Raw genomic sequence first — 14994 nt, 5'->3', positions numbered from 1 at the left:
CCGGGACTTGTCAGCCAGAAAGCAAAACAGTAGCGTTAGCGCGTTTTCAGCGCGTTCGGACGATGCCTGCCGACCACGGCCCATCCAGCCACGCTCGTTTCCCAACCTTTAGAGTTATCAAGGATTCTCATGAGCACAAACCCTCGCATCGCTGACCACCCTATCGCCCCTCAATTCACCGAACGCTGGTCGCCCCGCGCGTTCAGCGGTGAAGGCATTGAGCAGGAAACGCTGCTGAGCTTTTTCGAAGCCGCGCGCTGGGCGCCTTCTGCCTACAACTCGCAACCCTGGCGTTTTCTGTATGCGCGCCGTGACACACCGAACTGGGAGCGCTACCTGGGTCTGCTGAATGAGTTCAACCGCAGCTGGGCGCAACATGCTGCTGCCTTGGTGATCGTGATTTCCAAAACCACCTTCACCGCGCCCGGCGCAACGGAAGAAAGCCCGGCCCTGTGGCACACATTCGATACCGGTTCGGCGTGGGGTTACCTGGCGCTGCAAGCCAGTCTTGACGGCTGGCACACCCACGGCATGGCCGGTTTCGATCAGGACCTGACGCGCAAGACGCTGAATATTCCCGAAGGCTACGCGGTGCATGCTGCCATCGCGATCGGCAAGCTGGGTGATAAGTCGACACTGCCGGAATACCTGCAAGGTCGCGAAGTACCCAGCCCGCGCAAACCGTTGGCAGAACTCGCAGCTGAAGGTGATTTTTCGCTGTAACGTTTTTTTGCCCGGACTGAAACAGAAAGGCCGACGCCTTGGGCGTAGGCCCTCCAGCGGTCAACTCAATAACCGCGCGAGAAATCCACTTCCCCGCGCAAGGCCTCCCCGGCCTGAAAGGCTTTCAGGTTATGCACGAACAGCTCGGTCATGGCTACCGGCGATGTCGGCGCCGAGCTGTGCCCGGTCAACAGCAGACCGTAGGCGGTCCAGAACGGATGGCGCTGCGGCAGCGGCTCCTGACGACAGACGTCAATCACTGCGCCCGCCAGATGCCCTACCCTCAGTGCCTCGACCAGATCTGCGTCAACCACCGAAATGCCACGCCCGACGTTGATGAACAACGCCGTGGGCTTGAAGCTGGCAAACAGCTTCGCGTCGTAAAGATCATGAGTCTCGGGCGTGTTGGGCAGCAGATTGATGACGTAATCCACCTCACCGACCAGGCGTCCGATGTCCGCCAGAGCGGCCACCTCAACGAACGGTTCCTGGGTGCGCGCAGTAGATGCCACGCCATAGACCTGTACGCCGAAGGGCAGCAGGAACTCCGCGACGCGCTGGCCGATATCACCGGCCCCGACGATCAACGCCTTGCGGCCCGCCAGACTTTGCCCGGTGCGGTTGTCCCACTTGCGCTCGACCTGGCTCATCAATCGCGCCAGCACCTCACGTTCGTGGCCAAGCATGTAGGTCAACACGAATTCGGCCATGACCTGACCGAAAATGCCCACCGCGCGGGTCAGGCGATAATCCCGCGACAGGCCGCCCATCAACAGCGGGTTGATACCCGCCCAGGTAGATTGCAGCCACTGAGGCTTGTGGCCTTGACGCAACAGGTTGGCCATCAGGTCCGGCTGCCCCAGCCAGACCGGGCAATCGCTGGCCATCCGCGACAGCTCGGCAGAGTCACCGCTGCTCAAGACGTCCAGCTCAGGCACAGCCTTGCGCAACAATTGGGTATAAACGGGGTAGTCGTGCTCGGCAATCAGAACGCGCATGTTTCAAAAACCTTAAAAACAGGACAGGCAACCCACAACCGATGTGGACCGCTTTTACGACACGATTTACAACCGCAGCAACAATCACATGGGATCGTTGCGGCGCAGCAGCTCTTCGGGTAAATGCTCGATGTACTCGTCTTCAGCCGGCGGCATCTGCAGGTGATAGCCCTGACTGTCGAGATTCGACAACACCAGATTGATGTCTTCACGCGCCAGCGCCCGCTCCGGGCTCAACACCAGATCAAAGGCATGCACCGGCTTGCCGAACGCCACCAGCAATTCTGGCGGCACACGCTTGAGGACATCGCTCTTGAGCACGTAAAGGTACATTTCGTTCTTTTTCGGGCTGCGATAAATCGAGCAGATACGCTTCAAGACTGTTCTCCAGGGGTGGCCAGGCTGTCGAGCAGCGCCTGACCCATCAATTCGCGACGCCAGCCACGCAACGAATCGGGCAATTGGTAAGGACCGTCGGGGTAACCGCTCTTGAGCAGGGCTTCGAGGGTCTTCTTGCGCAGCATCAGCTCGGGCGCCATGTCCATTTTCTCGGCGTACTGCTGACCGATCGCACGCAGGCGTTTGATCGAACCGGCAGCGTCTACCGGAAGCGGCTCGGGCAGCGCAGGCGGCCATTGTTCCGGCGGCAGGCTACTCGCCGTCTTGATCAGTTCGAGAAGGAACTCGCCATCATGACGAACAGTGCGCGGGTGCATGTCTTCGATACGGGCCAGCGCGCCGAGGTTGTCCGGCTGCGTTTTTGCCAGCGGCCAGAGCGAGTGCTCGCGCACGATGCGATTACGCGGCAGGTTGCGCGCGCGCGCCTCACGCTCACGCCAGGCACACAATTCGCGCAGCACCGCCAGTTGGGCACGCGACAGTTTCCAAGCCAGTTTGGCATCCCTGTAGACCTCGTAAGGGTCAACTTCACGGCGCAGATTGGCGACCAGTTCGGCACCGTCGTCCAGCAACCAGGCGTATTTGTCATCGGACAAACGCGGGCGCAGGATGGCAAACAGCTCGGCAAGGTGTACCGCATCTTCGGCGGCATAGCTGATCTGCGTCTCCGACAGCGGGCGTTGCAGCCAGTCAGAGCGGGTTTCGCCCTTGGGCAGGTCGATGTCGAGCACCTCCTGCACCAGTCGCGAATAGCCCATGGAAAAACCGAGGTTCAGGTAAGCAGCTGCCAACTGAGTATCGAATAGCGGAACCGGCAGGCTGCCAGTCAGGCGCAGCAAGACTTCGAGGTCTTCGCTGCACGCATGAACGACTTTGATCACGTCGGGATTTTCAAGCAACGCAGACAGGGGCCGCCAGTCATTGATCAGCAGCGGATCAATCAACCACGCGCTTTTTCCGTCGCCTATCTGCAGCAACGCGGCTATCGGGTAAAACGTATCGACCCGCATGAACTCGGTGTCGAGCGCGACAAACGGCAGCGACTGCCATTGTGCGCAATACAGGGCGAGGCTGTCGTCGTCGCGAATCCAGTGAATATCGATGGCCACATGGCTCTCCCTTCAACAATGGCGCGCAGTATATATCGTCATCGAAGAATATCGCGCGTCTGTCGTCCGAGTCTGGCCGTTCTTCATGCAAATGACTGACAGGAACGGCGACGCGTGTCCCGAATACCGACTGCCCCTGGCGCCCACGCTTCACTCGGCGGCGCCAGGCACATTGGACGCCTGGTCAGTTGCTCTAGCCTCACTCCGACAGTTGGCAAACATATCCAGCGCCGGGTTATAGACCTTGGTGTCCACTTTCAGCAAACCCAGCATCGAGTGAAACAGATTGTCCTGGCTCAACGGGGAATTGCGCTCTTTTGCCAGGCATTCAGGGCTTACCGCAAAGGACTTCTGATACGCATCGGACAACCAGATCAGCAAAGGCACATGTTTTTGCTGGTCAGGGGCCAATACATAGGGTGTGCCGTGCAAGAACAGGTTGTATTCACCGAGTGATTCACCATGGTCCGACAGATACACCATGGCGGTATCGACCTTGTTCTGATTCTTGCGCAACAGATCGATCAGGCTGGACAGCACGTGATCGGTATACAGCAGCGTGTTGTCATAGGCATTCACGATCGTGTCGCGGCTGCAGTTGTTCAGCGCATTGCTTTCACACACAGGGGTGAAGGTTTCAAACTCTTTTGGGTAGCGCTTGTAGTATTCAGGGCCGTGACTGCCCATCTGGTGCAGAACCAGAACCGTGTCCTTGTCGAGGTTGTCGATAAAGCCCTGCAGGCCTTGCAGCAGAATTTCATCGCGGCACTCGTGGGACGTACACAACTGCGGGTCTTTGAGGTTGCTGACATCCTGGAATGTCACGCGATCACACGTGCCTTTGCAGCCTGCCTGATTGTCGCGCCACACGACGTTAATGCCCACGCGCTTAAGCACATCCAGCAAGCCTTCCTGATTGCGCGCCACGGTGGCGTTGTAATCCTTGCGGCCCATGTTGGAAAACATGCATGGCACCGAAACTGCAGTTTCAGTACCGCAGGAATAAACATCGGTGAACGCCACCAAACCACTCTCTTTGTTCAGGTTCGGTGTGGTGTTGCGACCATAGCCCAGTATGCCGAAGTTCTCGGCCCGGGCACTTTCGCCGACCACCAGCACCGTCAGGGATTTACGGCTATGCGTCGCCCAGTCCGACGAGCGCTTGGCGTCCTCGCCGATCGTGACGAACGGGCGCTGGGCAGAGACGACCTGCTCACGCAGATAACCCACCGAAGCACCGATGTAATTGCTCGGCACGACCATCAGACGCAGTTCGTGATGGTTGCGAAACAACGAAGACAGGCCTTGATAGTTAGCCAGCGCCGCTGCGCCGATGACAACGCTGCAGACCACAGCCACCACCAGCTTGCTGAACAGCTCGCGGTGCCAGGGACGATAGCCAACAGGCGTTTTCCACAGTATCAGCGAAGGCAGTACGCCTAATAACGCGATGTACAACACCAGCTTCAGGGACAGCAACCCTTGCACTTCCGTCACGTTGGTTTCGGCAAAGTTGCGGAACATGCCTGCGTCGATCATGACCCCGTATTCGGTCATGAAATAGACCACACCGGCACTGACCATAAACAGAAAGATCAACACCGGTTTAAACACTGCACGGAATGCAATCAGCGTCAGTGCGATATTGAACACACAGAAAATCATCAATCCAAATGCAACGCGCATGGCAATGCCTTTGGCATCGGAACTCGTAATCGCAAACAGGTGTTGCCAAAGATTGAGATTGAAACCGAATAAAAGAAAGCCACTGGCAAGCAAGGTTACAAACTCTGGACGAACAGTTCTGGGTGTCGGCATTGTGGTCTGCTTATCTAATTAATGTGCATCGGGCATAGCAGGAACCAGGCAACTCCCCGATGGCGCGGACTGTAGGCAGCGCCTCATCAATTTTATGTGAAAAAGGTGAGACGATTGGGTTGAATGAAGGTTATTTCACAGGAAAGCATCACGGCGCACGCTTTGCCCCTCGTATTCACAAGAACGCCCCTGCAAGCAGGCTTGTAGAGGCGTCACGGTTCAAGCGGCGCCCGGTCAGACCGAACGGCGTCGATAGGCGCGATAACCCGGCAGCCAGAAATTGCGTTCAATGGCTTCCAGCAACGCTTCCTCCGAGGTATCCAGTGCCAGCCCTTCAGCCTGGGCCTCTCTGGCGACTGCCAGCGCGATCTTGCGGCTGACCTGCTGGATTTCCTTGAGCGGTGGCAAGACCGCATCGCCCTGCCCCGTGACCATCGGCGAACACTCGGCCAGCGCATTTGACGCGGCCATCAGCATGCGGTCGGTAATGCGCGATGCCTTGCAAGCGACCACGCCAAGGCCGATGCCCGGAAAGATATAAGAGTTGTTGCACTGCGCGATGTGAACGGTACGGCCGTTGATCTCGACCGGCGCAAACGGACTGCCAGTCGCAACCAGCGCGTTGCCGTCAGTCCAGCGCAGAATCTCTTCCGGCGTAGCCTCGACTTTAGAGGTCGGGTTCGACAGCGGCATCACCAGTGGTTTGGCGCAGTGCTTGTGCAGCTCACGCACTACCTGCTCGGTGAACAGGCCGCGCTGCCCGGACACGCCGATCAATACGGTGGCACCGGCGTGCGTCACCACGTCGAGTAGCTGAGGAAAGTCTTCCGTACCTGCCGTCCAGCCAGCGACATCAGCGGTTTTTTGCGCCAGACGTTGCTGGAAGTCCAGCAAGTTACCCATGCCTTCAGTCAGCAGACCGAAGCGGTCAACCATGAATATTCGCTTGCGCGCCTCGCTTTCGCTGAGGCCTTCGATGCGCATCGCAGCGATGATGTGCTCGGCAATCCCGCAACCCGCAGACCCTGCGCCGACAAAGACCACTTTCTGTTGGCCAAGGGTTTCATTCTTGGCCTTGCAGGCCGCCAGCAACGTGCCCACGGCAACCGAGGCAGTGCCCTGAATGTCGTCGTTGAAGCAACACAGCTCGTCCCGGTACTTCTCAAGCAGCGGCATGGCGTTGGACTGGGCGAAATCCTCGAACTGCAACAGCACGTCCGGCCAGCGACGTTGAACCGCATCGATGAACAGCGCAATGAAGTCTTCGTATTCCTTGCCCGACACCCGCTCGTGACGCCAGCCCATGTACATCGGGTCGTCCAGCAGCTCGCGGTTGTTAGTCCCGACGTCCAGCACGATCGGCAGCGTATAGGCCGGGCTGATCCCGCCACAGGCGGTGTACAGCGACAGCTTGCCGATCGGAATCCCCATGCCGCCGATACCCTGGTCGCCAAGGCCGAGAATTCGCTCGCTGTCGGTCACCACAATGATCTTGATACGGTCCTTGGTGGCACTGCGCAGGATGTCATCGATGCGGTCGCGCTCAGGATAGGAAATGAACAGGCCGCGATGCGTGCGGTAAATCTTGGAGAACTCCTGACACGCCTGCCCCACTGTCGGCGTGTAGATGATCGGCAGCATCTCGTCCAGATGCGAATCCAGCAGGCGGAAAAACAGGGTCTCGTTATTGTCCTGAATCGAACGCAGGTAAATATGCTTGTCCAGGTCGCTAGCGCACTGTTTGTACTGGCTGTAAACCCGGGTGACCTGCTCTTCGATGGTTTCGACGTTCTGCGGCAGCAGCCCGATCAAATTGAATTCAACCCGCTCTTGCGGGGTAAAGGCGCTGCCTTTGTTCAGCAGCGGCATCTCCAGCAGCGAGGGACCTGCGTAGGAAATGTATAAAGGTCGCGAAGTCTTGGTCATTTTCTCTAGTCGCCTTTTTCGTCTACTCATTAATTCTGTACGTCGACCGAGGCGGGCAGCCTGGCTCATTTCTTGTTATTTTTTCTTGTCGCCAGTTCTCATCAGGCCATGCCGAAAACATTCGGCGCGTGGGTCAGGTGGCACATATTACTCGCCCACAGAACGGTTGCGGCATTTTGTCGCGCACAGAGCAGCCCAATGAAGCCATTCGCCGCGCAGCGCTCTGCTGCCAATCAGCGCCAAAAGCGCTTTGGCAAAGTGTGCCGAAAGGGGGTGAGAAGCCCCGACGATTGTCGGGGCCTGTAGACGTCAGGACACTTCAGTTTTCTCGGCAATCAGCCCGATGGTAAACCCGTCGACCGCTGAAATCCGGCCACGCCACAGAACACCAGCCTCACAGATCGGGTTACCGTCAGTGGAAAAAGTCTGGCAATCCTTCAGGTGGATGAAATGGAAAGCCGGCGTGTCTTCCGACGATTCGCCCGGCTTGAAAGACAGGATCATTTCTTTCATCGACGCATCAGTGCCATTGGCAAACTGAGAGAACGGCGCCGAAATATCCTCAGCCAGCTGCTCAAAATAGGTGTCGTGAGAAATCAGATGCCCGGAAACCAGATTTCCGCCTACCGATAGCGTCACGCCCATCTCCACCTTGGTGTTCGCCACGAACTTGACCAGCCACTGCAACAACCAGTCAATCTGTTTGCCCTGCCACTTGAACTGGGCGATCACGTCATCGTGACTCTGGCCGGGGGAAGGCTGCGCCCTTTGTACCTGATCTGCGTCCGACATCTGATAGCTCCTCGCCTCACAAAACGTTGAACCCAAGGTATAGATCAGATCGGGCGAAAGGGAAACCGGGGACAGGTGATTAGTGGATATTGGCAGCTTGAAAGGTTCGATCCGGGTAACCACTGACTTCGGCTCACTACCGAATGTAACGCGCCCAAGCGGACAGGCAAGGACAGGGCAAGTACGAACAGCATCGTCCTGGTGCGTGACCTGATCAGACAGAAAGGCGTGCTTCATGAACCGTCAGAGGAGCATGGTCGCTCCTCTGAGTAAAAACTGACTAAATGCTCAGTCGGCACTGCCTGTAAGCAATGTTTTTGTCGCCGCCACAACATCTTCTTTGCGCATCAGGCTTTCACCAACCAGATAGGTAGTGATGCCGGCCTTTTTAAGGCGAAGGCAGTCGTTATGGTTGGCAATCCCGCTTTCACCGACCAGAAGCTTGCCTGCGGGAACCATCGATGCCAGGCGCTCGCTCACGCCAAGGTCTACTTCGAAGGTATGCAGGTTGCGATTATTGACGCCCACCAGTGGCGAAGACAACTTGAGCGCACGCTCCATTTCACTTTCATCATGCACTTCCACCAGCACGTCCATCCCGAGCGTCATGGCCACGGCTTCAAGTTCAGCAGCCATGTCGTCAGTCAATGAAGCCATGATCAGCAATATGCAATCCGCGCCCCACGCACGCGCTTCATAGACCTGGTAAGTGTCGAACATGAAGTCTTTGCGCAACACAGGGAGGCTGCAGGCGTTTCGCGCATCAATGAGAAACTGTGGGGACCCCTGAAAGCTTGGGGTGTCTGTCAGAACGGATAGACAGGCGGCCCCACCCGTTTCATAGGCCTGAGCCAGCGCAGGGGGATTGAAGTCTTCACGGATCAGACCTTTTGACGGGCTGGCTTTTTTAATTTCTGCGATTAACCCCAACAAGCCCTGCTGCTCTTTCGCTTTCAGTGCATTATAAAAGCCCCGAGGACCTGGCTGGTCGGCGGCATGTTGCTTGATGACGTTCAACGGCAACTTGGCTTTTGCCGCCTCAATCTCTTGAAGTTTATAATGTTTTATCTTGTTCAGAATATCACTCATTGCAGCTCCTCATATTTTAGCGGGGTATCTATCAGATCAAGCCCTGTAGTGCCACTGGGCCATCGCTTTCACGTTTGGCGCTTCAGCCGTTAGAGCACGAGTGTAATCACCGACTGACAGGAAAAAATTAAAATTAATTAATTAAACTCCACCTGTCAACGCTATTGATTATGTTATGTGCGTCGGGCATGGTCGATAGGTAGCTTATAAAGTGCCATCATCGCTACCCATAGAAAAAGTCTGTTTTTTCATGTTTTTTTTCAGTCTGCAAGCGAAAATTTAACGTCCTGAGTGGTCAGCATGAGCAGATCGGTTCCATAGGGAGAGCCTGCGGAAATCAACATCCCCGTGAGCAGGGCTACCGATAGATCACGCCAGGCACTGCTGAAGTCGTCCCCGGATTCGGGGTACGTAAGATGCAGATCGTCGTGCGGCAATGTGCAAGGCGTCACAACAGGAAAGTACCTGCACGGCTGGCAGATTGGTCTTACATAAAACGGGCTGAATATAATCAGGTATTTGCCACAGCTTTCAGTCGACAAGTCACCATGACATCTAAAGAGTATTCGGTTAGCCAAGCGGCTGACTGCAAAAATCTGGAGGGGACAGACTCTACGAATCAGAGCTGAAATACGCTGGCAGTTTAGATGCGACAGACCCGAGATAAATCAAATGATACGCATCATTAAAAATCATAAAATCTGTTGCTGCGTTATCAATAGCATCGCTCGCCTCTTTGATATTGACCACTGTACCCGGCTGGCTGACATCAATGATCTTTTAAAAAATCACATCAAGGAAATCTTAAAAAACAGGTCAGACTAAACTGACTCTAAATAGCTGGATGGCAAACGTGCCACAACGGCTTTACCGGTTCGCACGAGCACTGTGTAAATAAAAGTTATCAATGACAGCCCTCGGACTCATAGGAACCGGCATTCACACAGGTCGACCTTCAAAGAGACTGATGCCAGCAATGCCTACGAAGAGGGCTTGCCAGCATGAGAAAAACAGTAAGACCGGAAACAAAAAACCCCGTAACTCGCCGAGTTACGGGGTTTTCAAATAATGGCGGAGAGATAGGGATTCGAACCCTAGGTACCGGTGAAGGTACAACGGATTTCGAATCCGTCCCATTCGGCCACTCTGGCATCTCTCCAACGGCGCGAATAATAACAGCATCGGGGCGGAAGGCGAAGCCCTTCCGCTGATTTTTTTCGTGCTATCAAGCGCTTGCGTGCTTTTTTTGGGTTACAGGGGCACGCCCAAGCGGTTTGCGACTTCTTCGTACGCTTCGATCACGTCGCCCAGACCCTGGCGGAAGCGATCCTTGTCCATTTTCTTGCCGGTGTCCTTGTCCCAGAGGCGGCAGCCATCCGGGCTGAATTCGTCGCCCAGGACGATTTCGCCATGGAACACGCCGAACTCGAGCTTGAAGTCGACCAGCAGCAGGCCAGCGTCGTCGAACAGCCTGGTCAGGACTTCATTGACCTTGATCGACAGTTCTTTCATGCGCACCAGTTGCTCGGCAGTGCCCCAGCCGAATGCCACAACATGGGATTCGTTGATGAACGGGTCGCCTTTGGCGTCGTCCTTGAGGAACAGTTCGAAGGTGTACGGATTGAGCTTCGTACCCTCTTCGATGCCCAGACGCTTCACCAGGCTGCCAGCTGCGTAGTTACGCACTACGCATTCGACAGGGATCATTTCCAGCTTCTTGACCAGGCACTCGTTGTCGCCCAGCAGCCTGTCGAGCTGCGTCGGGACGCCAGCTTGTTCAAGCTTCTGCATGATGAAGGCGTTGAACTTGTTGTTCACCATGCCTTTGCGGTCCAGCTGTTCGATGCGCTTGCCGTCGAACGCCGAAGTGTCGTTGCGGAACTGCAGGATCAAGCGGTCGGCGTCGTCGGTCTTGTAAACCGATTTGGCTTTGCCGCGGTAGAGTTCTTCACGTTTTTCCATGATGGGCTCCGCTTGCTAAGTAGTTGGGCTAGGCGATATGTCGCCAGTCGAGCCCTGAATCTTGATCGGCCAGTTGCAGCCAGTCCGGGTCGCACCCGAGGGTGTCGACAAAACATTGCCGGGCCAGGTGCGGCAGGTTGTTCTTGCTGCTGAGATGCGCCAGCACCAGGTGCTGAAGGTCCTGCCATCCCAGTTCGCTCACCAGGCTGGCGGCCTGATGATTATTCAAATGCCCTGTTTCACAACCGACGCGCTGCTTGAGAAAGACCGGGTACTGGCCTCGGGCAAGCATGTCGCGGCAGTGATTGGCTTCGATCATCAGGGCATCCAGGCCCTGATAACGCTGCAATACATTGGAACAGTAAGACCCCAGATCAGTCAGCAGGCCAAAACGACGTTCGCCGTCACTGAAGACAAACTGAGTCGGTTCGAGCGCATCATGGGCAACGGACACCACATCGATATCCAGCGCGCCGATCCGCAAGCTCTCCCCGCCTGCCAGCAACCCCGCCACTTCCACCGGCTTGCGCATCCCGCGCAAGGTACCGCCGCTGAGGTAGACCGGCACGTTATGGCGACGGGAGAGCAAACCCACGCCATGCACATGATCGGCATGTTCGTGGGTCACCAGAATTGCACTCAGCTGACTGGCTGCGACCCCCAGGCGAGCCAGGCGTCGCTCGGTTTCTTTCAGCGAAAAACCGCAATCGACCAGGATGTACGTATCGTTGCTTGCGACCAGCGTGCCGTTGCCACGACTGCCGCTGCCGAGAACCGCGAAACGCACTTAACCCAGGTTGTCTTGAACAACGCTCAACACCCGGCGAGCGACATCCGCAGGCGCAACGGTGTTGATGTTTTTCTCGACAGTCACTTGGACGTTGTCACCCACCTTGCTCAGGCGAACCTGATAGCGCTCGGCGCGGGCATCGATTTCTTCTTTGGTGGACTTGCTGCCGAACATCCGCCCAAAGAAGCCAGGCTCGTTTTCAGGCGTTTTAGCCTTCTCGGCCAGGTTGATGTAATACAGACCCAGGCTGCGGTTGACGTCCTCGACGCGCCAGTCGCCCTGGTCCAAGGCACGCCCAACGCTCGACCATGCACGATCCAGATCGGCACCGAGGTTCAACACCGGGTTGCCGCTGCCGTCTTCGCTGAGCGCAACGCGGCTCGGGGTATCGTAATCACGCGCAGCCAACAGGGAGATCGAACCGCCCTTTTCAGCATTGCGACCCATGCTGGCAAGCAGGTCATCGGTCAGGGCTGCATCCAGACCGAGGTTGGTGGTGCGGTTCGGGAACGCCACGTCGGCGGCGCTGCCGGCCGGACGTTCGACGCTGACTACATAGACTTCACTGGTATTGCGCTGCACGCCCGGCTCGATACGAACCCGCACGCGGGTCTCTGCATCGGCGGCGACGCCAGCGGCACTCAGGCGCTTGGCGACCGAGGCGGAAAGTTCATCAAGACGCTGCCACGAGGAGCTGAATTCGCCGGTCTGCGGGCGCTCTTCAGCGATGCGGAAACCGTTGTCTTCAAAATACTGATGAGCCACCGGCCAGACTTCGGCAGGCTGGCGCTGAGCCAGAATCCAGTGCGCATCGCCGCTCTTCTGCAAGCTGAAGTCGCTCGACTCGGAAGTCGTGGCCAATGGCTGAGGACGAGGGACCGTGTATTCGCCCTCCTTCTGAGTGCTGTCAGCCACGTTGCGCGGGATCGGCAACAATGGGTCCAGGCGTTTGACGCCCGACACATCGGCTGGCAACTGCATGGGTGCAGTCTGGGTCGCCTGGAGGTAATCGCTACCGCGATCACGGAAGTAACCATCTTCGCCCCAGAGCCAACCGCAACCGCTGGTGCTGGAGATGATAAGAGCAAGTGCGGAAAGTCCGGCCAATCGCTTCATTGCGTGATACTTCCTCAATTAAACCAGGACGCCGGACTGGCGCAGGGCCTGACGCAGCGGTTCGTGACAGGCTTCGCTGAGCCAGGTAAGCGGCAGACGGATACCGTCTGGCATCAAACCCATTTCATGCAAGGCCCACTTCACAGGGATAGGGTTGGATTCTATGAACAGGGTGTTATTGAGCGGCATGAGTTTTTCATGGATCGCTCGTGCCGTCTCGGCATCACCACGCATGGCGGCTACGCAAAGGTCACTCATGGCGCGCGGCGCCACGTTGGCAGTGACAGAAATATTGCCCTTGCCGCCCAGCAGCATCAATTCGACAGCCGTTGCGTCATCACCGGAGTACAACAGAAAATCGCTGCCGACGCTGGCCAGAATGTCCTTGGCGCGCTGCAGGTTGCCGGTGGCTTCCTTGATGCCGATGATGTTTTTCACTTTCGACAGACGCGCAACGGTTTCTGGCAGCATATCGCAGGCCGTACGGCCCGGCACGTTGTAGAGAATCTGCGGAATGTCGACAGCATTGGCGATGTGGCTGAAATGCTGGAACAGGCCTTCTTGCGTCGGCTTGTTGTAATAAGGGGTCACCAGCAGGCACGCATCGGCGCCAGCAGTCTTGGCGTTGGTGGTCAGTTCGACGGCTTCGCGCGTCGAATTGGCACCTGTGCCGGCGATGACCGGAATACGACCTGCAACCTGAGCGACCACTCGACGGATGACTTCGATGTGTTCGTTCACATCCAGCGTCGCCGACTCACCGGTGGTGCCGACGGCAACAATGGCGTGGGTGCCCTCTTGCAAGTGGAAGTCAACCAGTTTGCTCAGGCTGTCCCAGTCCAGACGACCTTGTGCATCCATTGGTGTGACCAGTGCCACCATACTGCCCGCAATCATGCAACCGCTCCTGCCGGAAAAAGAGAGCCGTAATGGTACTGGCGCTATCAGCCTTGTACAAGCGAAGTACCGCGCTCTGAGCATTCCCCTGAGCGTTGGTTTTCGCTACCCTTTGTCCTTTGATCGGTACTGGTCACCTGCGTACCTCGCTCAATCGGTCGAATTTTTCGCCAGAAGCCCTGCCCCAGCGCCCTCCAGCCCAGTCATGGCTCGTTCATGCAAGCCAGGCGCTCCGGGGACCGGGAAGGTCTCTCGCGCCATCGATTGTCGAAACAGCCCCGCAAGTCCGAAAAAGTACCGACCGCTCATCGTCTAGGAATGCTGCATGTCGTCCACCCCCACAGTTCGCGAACAATTCCTTGTCATCAGTGCCCTTGGCGCCAACCCAATGGAGCTGACCAACGTCCTGTGCCGCGCCAGCCATGAAAACCGTTGCTCGGTCGTCACCTCTCGCCTCACTCGCCACGGTGAGTGCAGCGCGCTGATTCTGCAGATATCCGGCACATGGGACGCTCTGGCGCGTCTTGAGACAGGTCTTCCTGGGCTCTCCAAGAAGCATGCATTCACGACCAGTGTCGTGCGCAGCGCAACGCTTGAAAACCGTCCCGAAGCCCTGCCCTACGTGGCTTACGTCAGTTCAGCCTATCGTCCGGACATCATCAACGAGTTGTGCCAGTTCTTCATCGATCACAACGTCGAGCTAGAAAACCTGATCTGCGATACCTATCAGGCACCGCAGACCGGCGGCACCATGCTCAATGCCACCTTCACAGTGACGCTGCCTGCCGGCACGCAAATAAGCTGGTTGCGTGATCAGTTCCTTGACTTTGCCGACGCACTGAACCTTGATGCGCTGATCGAACCCTGGCGCCCACAAGCCCCCATGTAAGGAGTCATCCATGGCCGTTACAGTAGATCAACCGGTTCCCGATTTTCAGGCACCTGCGACCAGCGGGCAGACCATAGAGCTGTCTGCACTCAAGGGTCAGCAGGTCGTGATTTATTTCTACCCGAAAGACAACACGCCCGGCTGCACGACCCAGGGCCAGGACTTCCGTGATCACATCGCCAGTTTTCAGGCCGCCAATACCGTCGTCCTGGGCGTGTCTCGGGACAGCCTGAAGACCCACGAAAACTTCAAGGCCAAGCAGTCCTTCCCGTTCGAGCTGATTTCGGACAAGGAAGAAGCGCTATGCCAGCTGTTTGACGTCATCAAGCTGAAAAAGCTGTATGGCAAGGAATACCTGGGCGTTGATCGCAGCACATTCCTGATCGACAAGGATGGCGTCCTGCGCAACGAGTGGCGCGGCGTGAAGGTGCCAGGCCATGTGGCCGAGGTGCTGGCCGCCGCCGAAGCCCTGAACAAAGCCTGATT

14 protein-coding genes and 1 tRNA gene are annotated in these 14994 nt (G+C 57.0%); 3 read left to right on the top strand and 12 right to left on the bottom strand.

What is annotated here, in order from left to right:
• The first annotated feature begins 129 nt into the window (after positions 1–129).
• On the top strand, positions 130–723 hold the full coding sequence (locus ALO43_RS20565; RefSeq protein WP_024669486.1) for a nitroreductase family protein: 594 nt from the start codon (positions 130–132) through the stop codon (positions 721–723).
• Between the two features lie 65 nt (positions 724–788).
• Here the strand turns inward: ALO43_RS20565 and ALO43_RS20560 are convergent, their stop codons facing one another.
• The 12 genes from ALO43_RS20560 to dapA form a co-directional block, all read right to left on the bottom strand.
• Complete coding sequence (locus ALO43_RS20560) at positions 789–1721, bottom strand: D-2-hydroxyacid dehydrogenase (RefSeq protein WP_024669485.1); 933 nt, start codon at positions 1719–1721, stop codon at positions 789–791.
• A gap of 84 nt (positions 1722–1805) precedes the next feature.
• The gene (locus ALO43_RS20555) at positions 1806–2099 is read right to left on the bottom strand and encodes a YcgL domain-containing protein (protein ID WP_005892105.1); all 294 of its coding nucleotides are present in this window, start codon (positions 2097–2099) and stop codon (positions 1806–1808) included.
• Complete coding sequence (rnd, locus tag ALO43_RS20550; RefSeq protein WP_005892103.1) at positions 2096–3229, bottom strand: ribonuclease D; 1134 nt, start codon at positions 3227–3229, stop codon at positions 2096–2098. Before rnd ends, ALO43_RS20555 begins: the two co-directional genes overlap by 4 nt.
• A 150-nt stretch (positions 3230–3379) precedes the next feature.
• Positions 3380–5047 (bottom strand): phosphoethanolamine transferase, encoded by a 1668-nt coding sequence (locus ALO43_RS20545; protein WP_024669484.1) that lies wholly within the window; start codon positions 5045–5047, stop codon positions 3380–3382.
• 234 nt (positions 5048–5281) lie between these two features.
• Positions 5282–6973, bottom strand: a complete 1692-nt coding sequence (locus ALO43_RS20540) for an NAD-dependent malic enzyme (protein ID WP_024669483.1) — start codon at positions 6971–6973, stop codon at positions 5282–5284.
• A gap of 309 nt (positions 6974–7282) precedes the next feature.
• A complete protein-coding gene (gene gvpU / locus ALO43_RS20535; RefSeq protein ID WP_024669482.1) occupies positions 7283–7765 on the bottom strand; it encodes a gas vesicle accessory protein GvpU in 483 nt (160 codons plus the stop codon).
• A gap of 288 nt (positions 7766–8053) precedes the next feature.
• Positions 8054–8854 (bottom strand): indole-3-glycerol phosphate synthase TrpC, encoded by an 801-nt coding sequence (gene trpC, locus ALO43_RS20530; protein ID WP_005892095.1) that lies wholly within the window; start codon positions 8852–8854, stop codon positions 8054–8056.
• A 1069-nt stretch (positions 8855–9923) separates the two neighbouring features.
• Positions 9924–10013, bottom strand: a tRNA-Ser gene (locus ALO43_RS20525).
• Positions 10014–10105: 92 nt separating this feature from the next.
• The gene (gene purC, locus ALO43_RS20520) at positions 10106–10816 is read right to left on the bottom strand and encodes a phosphoribosylaminoimidazolesuccinocarboxamide synthase (RefSeq protein WP_024669480.1); all 711 of its coding nucleotides are present in this window, start codon (positions 10814–10816) and stop codon (positions 10106–10108) included.
• A gap of 28 nt (positions 10817–10844) precedes the next feature.
• Positions 10845–11603 carry an MBL fold metallo-hydrolase gene (locus ALO43_RS20515; protein ID WP_005892082.1) on the bottom strand — a complete coding sequence of 253 codons (759 nt, stop codon included), beginning with the start codon at positions 11601–11603 and terminating at the stop codon, positions 10845–10847.
• Positions 11604–12722 carry an outer membrane protein assembly factor BamC gene (gene bamC / locus ALO43_RS20510; RefSeq protein WP_005892080.1) on the bottom strand — a complete coding sequence of 373 codons (1119 nt, stop codon included), beginning with the start codon at positions 12720–12722 and terminating at the stop codon, positions 11604–11606.
• 18 nt (positions 12723–12740) lie between these two features.
• Positions 12741–13619, bottom strand: a complete 879-nt coding sequence (gene dapA, locus ALO43_RS20505) for a 4-hydroxy-tetrahydrodipicolinate synthase (protein WP_005892078.1) — start codon at positions 13617–13619, stop codon at positions 12741–12743.
• A 325-nt stretch (positions 13620–13944) separates the two neighbouring features.
• Here dapA and ALO43_RS20500 point away from each other — a divergent pair, with 325 nt between their 5' ends.
• Positions 13945–14508: a glycine cleavage system transcriptional repressor gene (locus ALO43_RS20500; RefSeq protein WP_005892076.1), complete on the top strand. Its 564-nt coding sequence runs from the start codon at positions 13945–13947 to the stop codon at positions 14506–14508.
• Between the two features lie 10 nt (positions 14509–14518).
• The gene (locus tag ALO43_RS20495; protein ID WP_024669478.1) at positions 14519–14992 is read left to right on the top strand and encodes a peroxiredoxin; all 474 of its coding nucleotides are present in this window, start codon (positions 14519–14521) and stop codon (positions 14990–14992) included.
• The last annotated feature ends 2 nt before the right edge of the window (positions 14993–14994 follow it).

It is taken from the genome of Pseudomonas tremae (genome assembly GCF_001401155.1).
GTDB classification, from domain to species: Bacteria; Pseudomonadota; Gammaproteobacteria; order Pseudomonadales; family Pseudomonadaceae; genus Aquipseudomonas; species Aquipseudomonas tremae.
This window is presented reverse-complemented; position numbering and strand designations above follow the sequence as displayed.

Bases quoted from the DNA above. Each gene is read 5' to 3' on its own strand.
- ALO43_RS20565 (WP_024669486.1), top strand. From the start codon at position 130: ATGAGCACAAACCCTCGCATCGCTGACCACCCTATCGCCCCTCAATTC.
- ALO43_RS20560 (WP_024669485.1), bottom strand. From the start codon at position 1,721: ATGCGCGTTCTGATTGCCGAGCACGACTACCCCGTTTATACCCAATTG.
- ALO43_RS20545 (WP_024669484.1), bottom strand. From the start codon at position 5,047: ATGCCGACACCCAGAACTGTTCGTCCAGAGTTTGTAACCTTGCTTGCC.
- ALO43_RS20540 (WP_024669483.1), bottom strand. From the start codon at position 6,973: ATGACCAAGACTTCGCGACCTTTATACATTTCCTACGCAGGTCCCTCG.
- gvpU (WP_024669482.1), bottom strand. From the start codon at position 7,765: ATGTCGGACGCAGATCAGGTACAAAGGGCGCAGCCTTCCCCCGGCCAG.
- trpC (WP_005892095.1), bottom strand. From the start codon at position 8,854: ATGAGTGATATTCTGAACAAGATAAAACATTATAAACTTCAAGAGATT.
- purC (WP_024669480.1), bottom strand. From the start codon at position 10,816: ATGGAAAAACGTGAAGAACTCTACCGCGGCAAAGCCAAATCGGTTTAC.
- bamC (WP_005892080.1), bottom strand. From the start codon at position 12,722: ATGAAGCGATTGGCCGGACTTTCCGCACTTGCTCTTATCATCTCCAGC.
- dapA (WP_005892078.1), bottom strand. From the start codon at position 13,619: ATGATTGCGGGCAGTATGGTGGCACTGGTCACACCAATGGATGCACAA.
- ALO43_RS20500 (WP_005892076.1), top strand. From the start codon at position 13,945: ATGTCGTCCACCCCCACAGTTCGCGAACAATTCCTTGTCATCAGTGCC.
- ALO43_RS20495 (WP_024669478.1), top strand. From the start codon at position 14,519: ATGGCCGTTACAGTAGATCAACCGGTTCCCGATTTTCAGGCACCTGCG.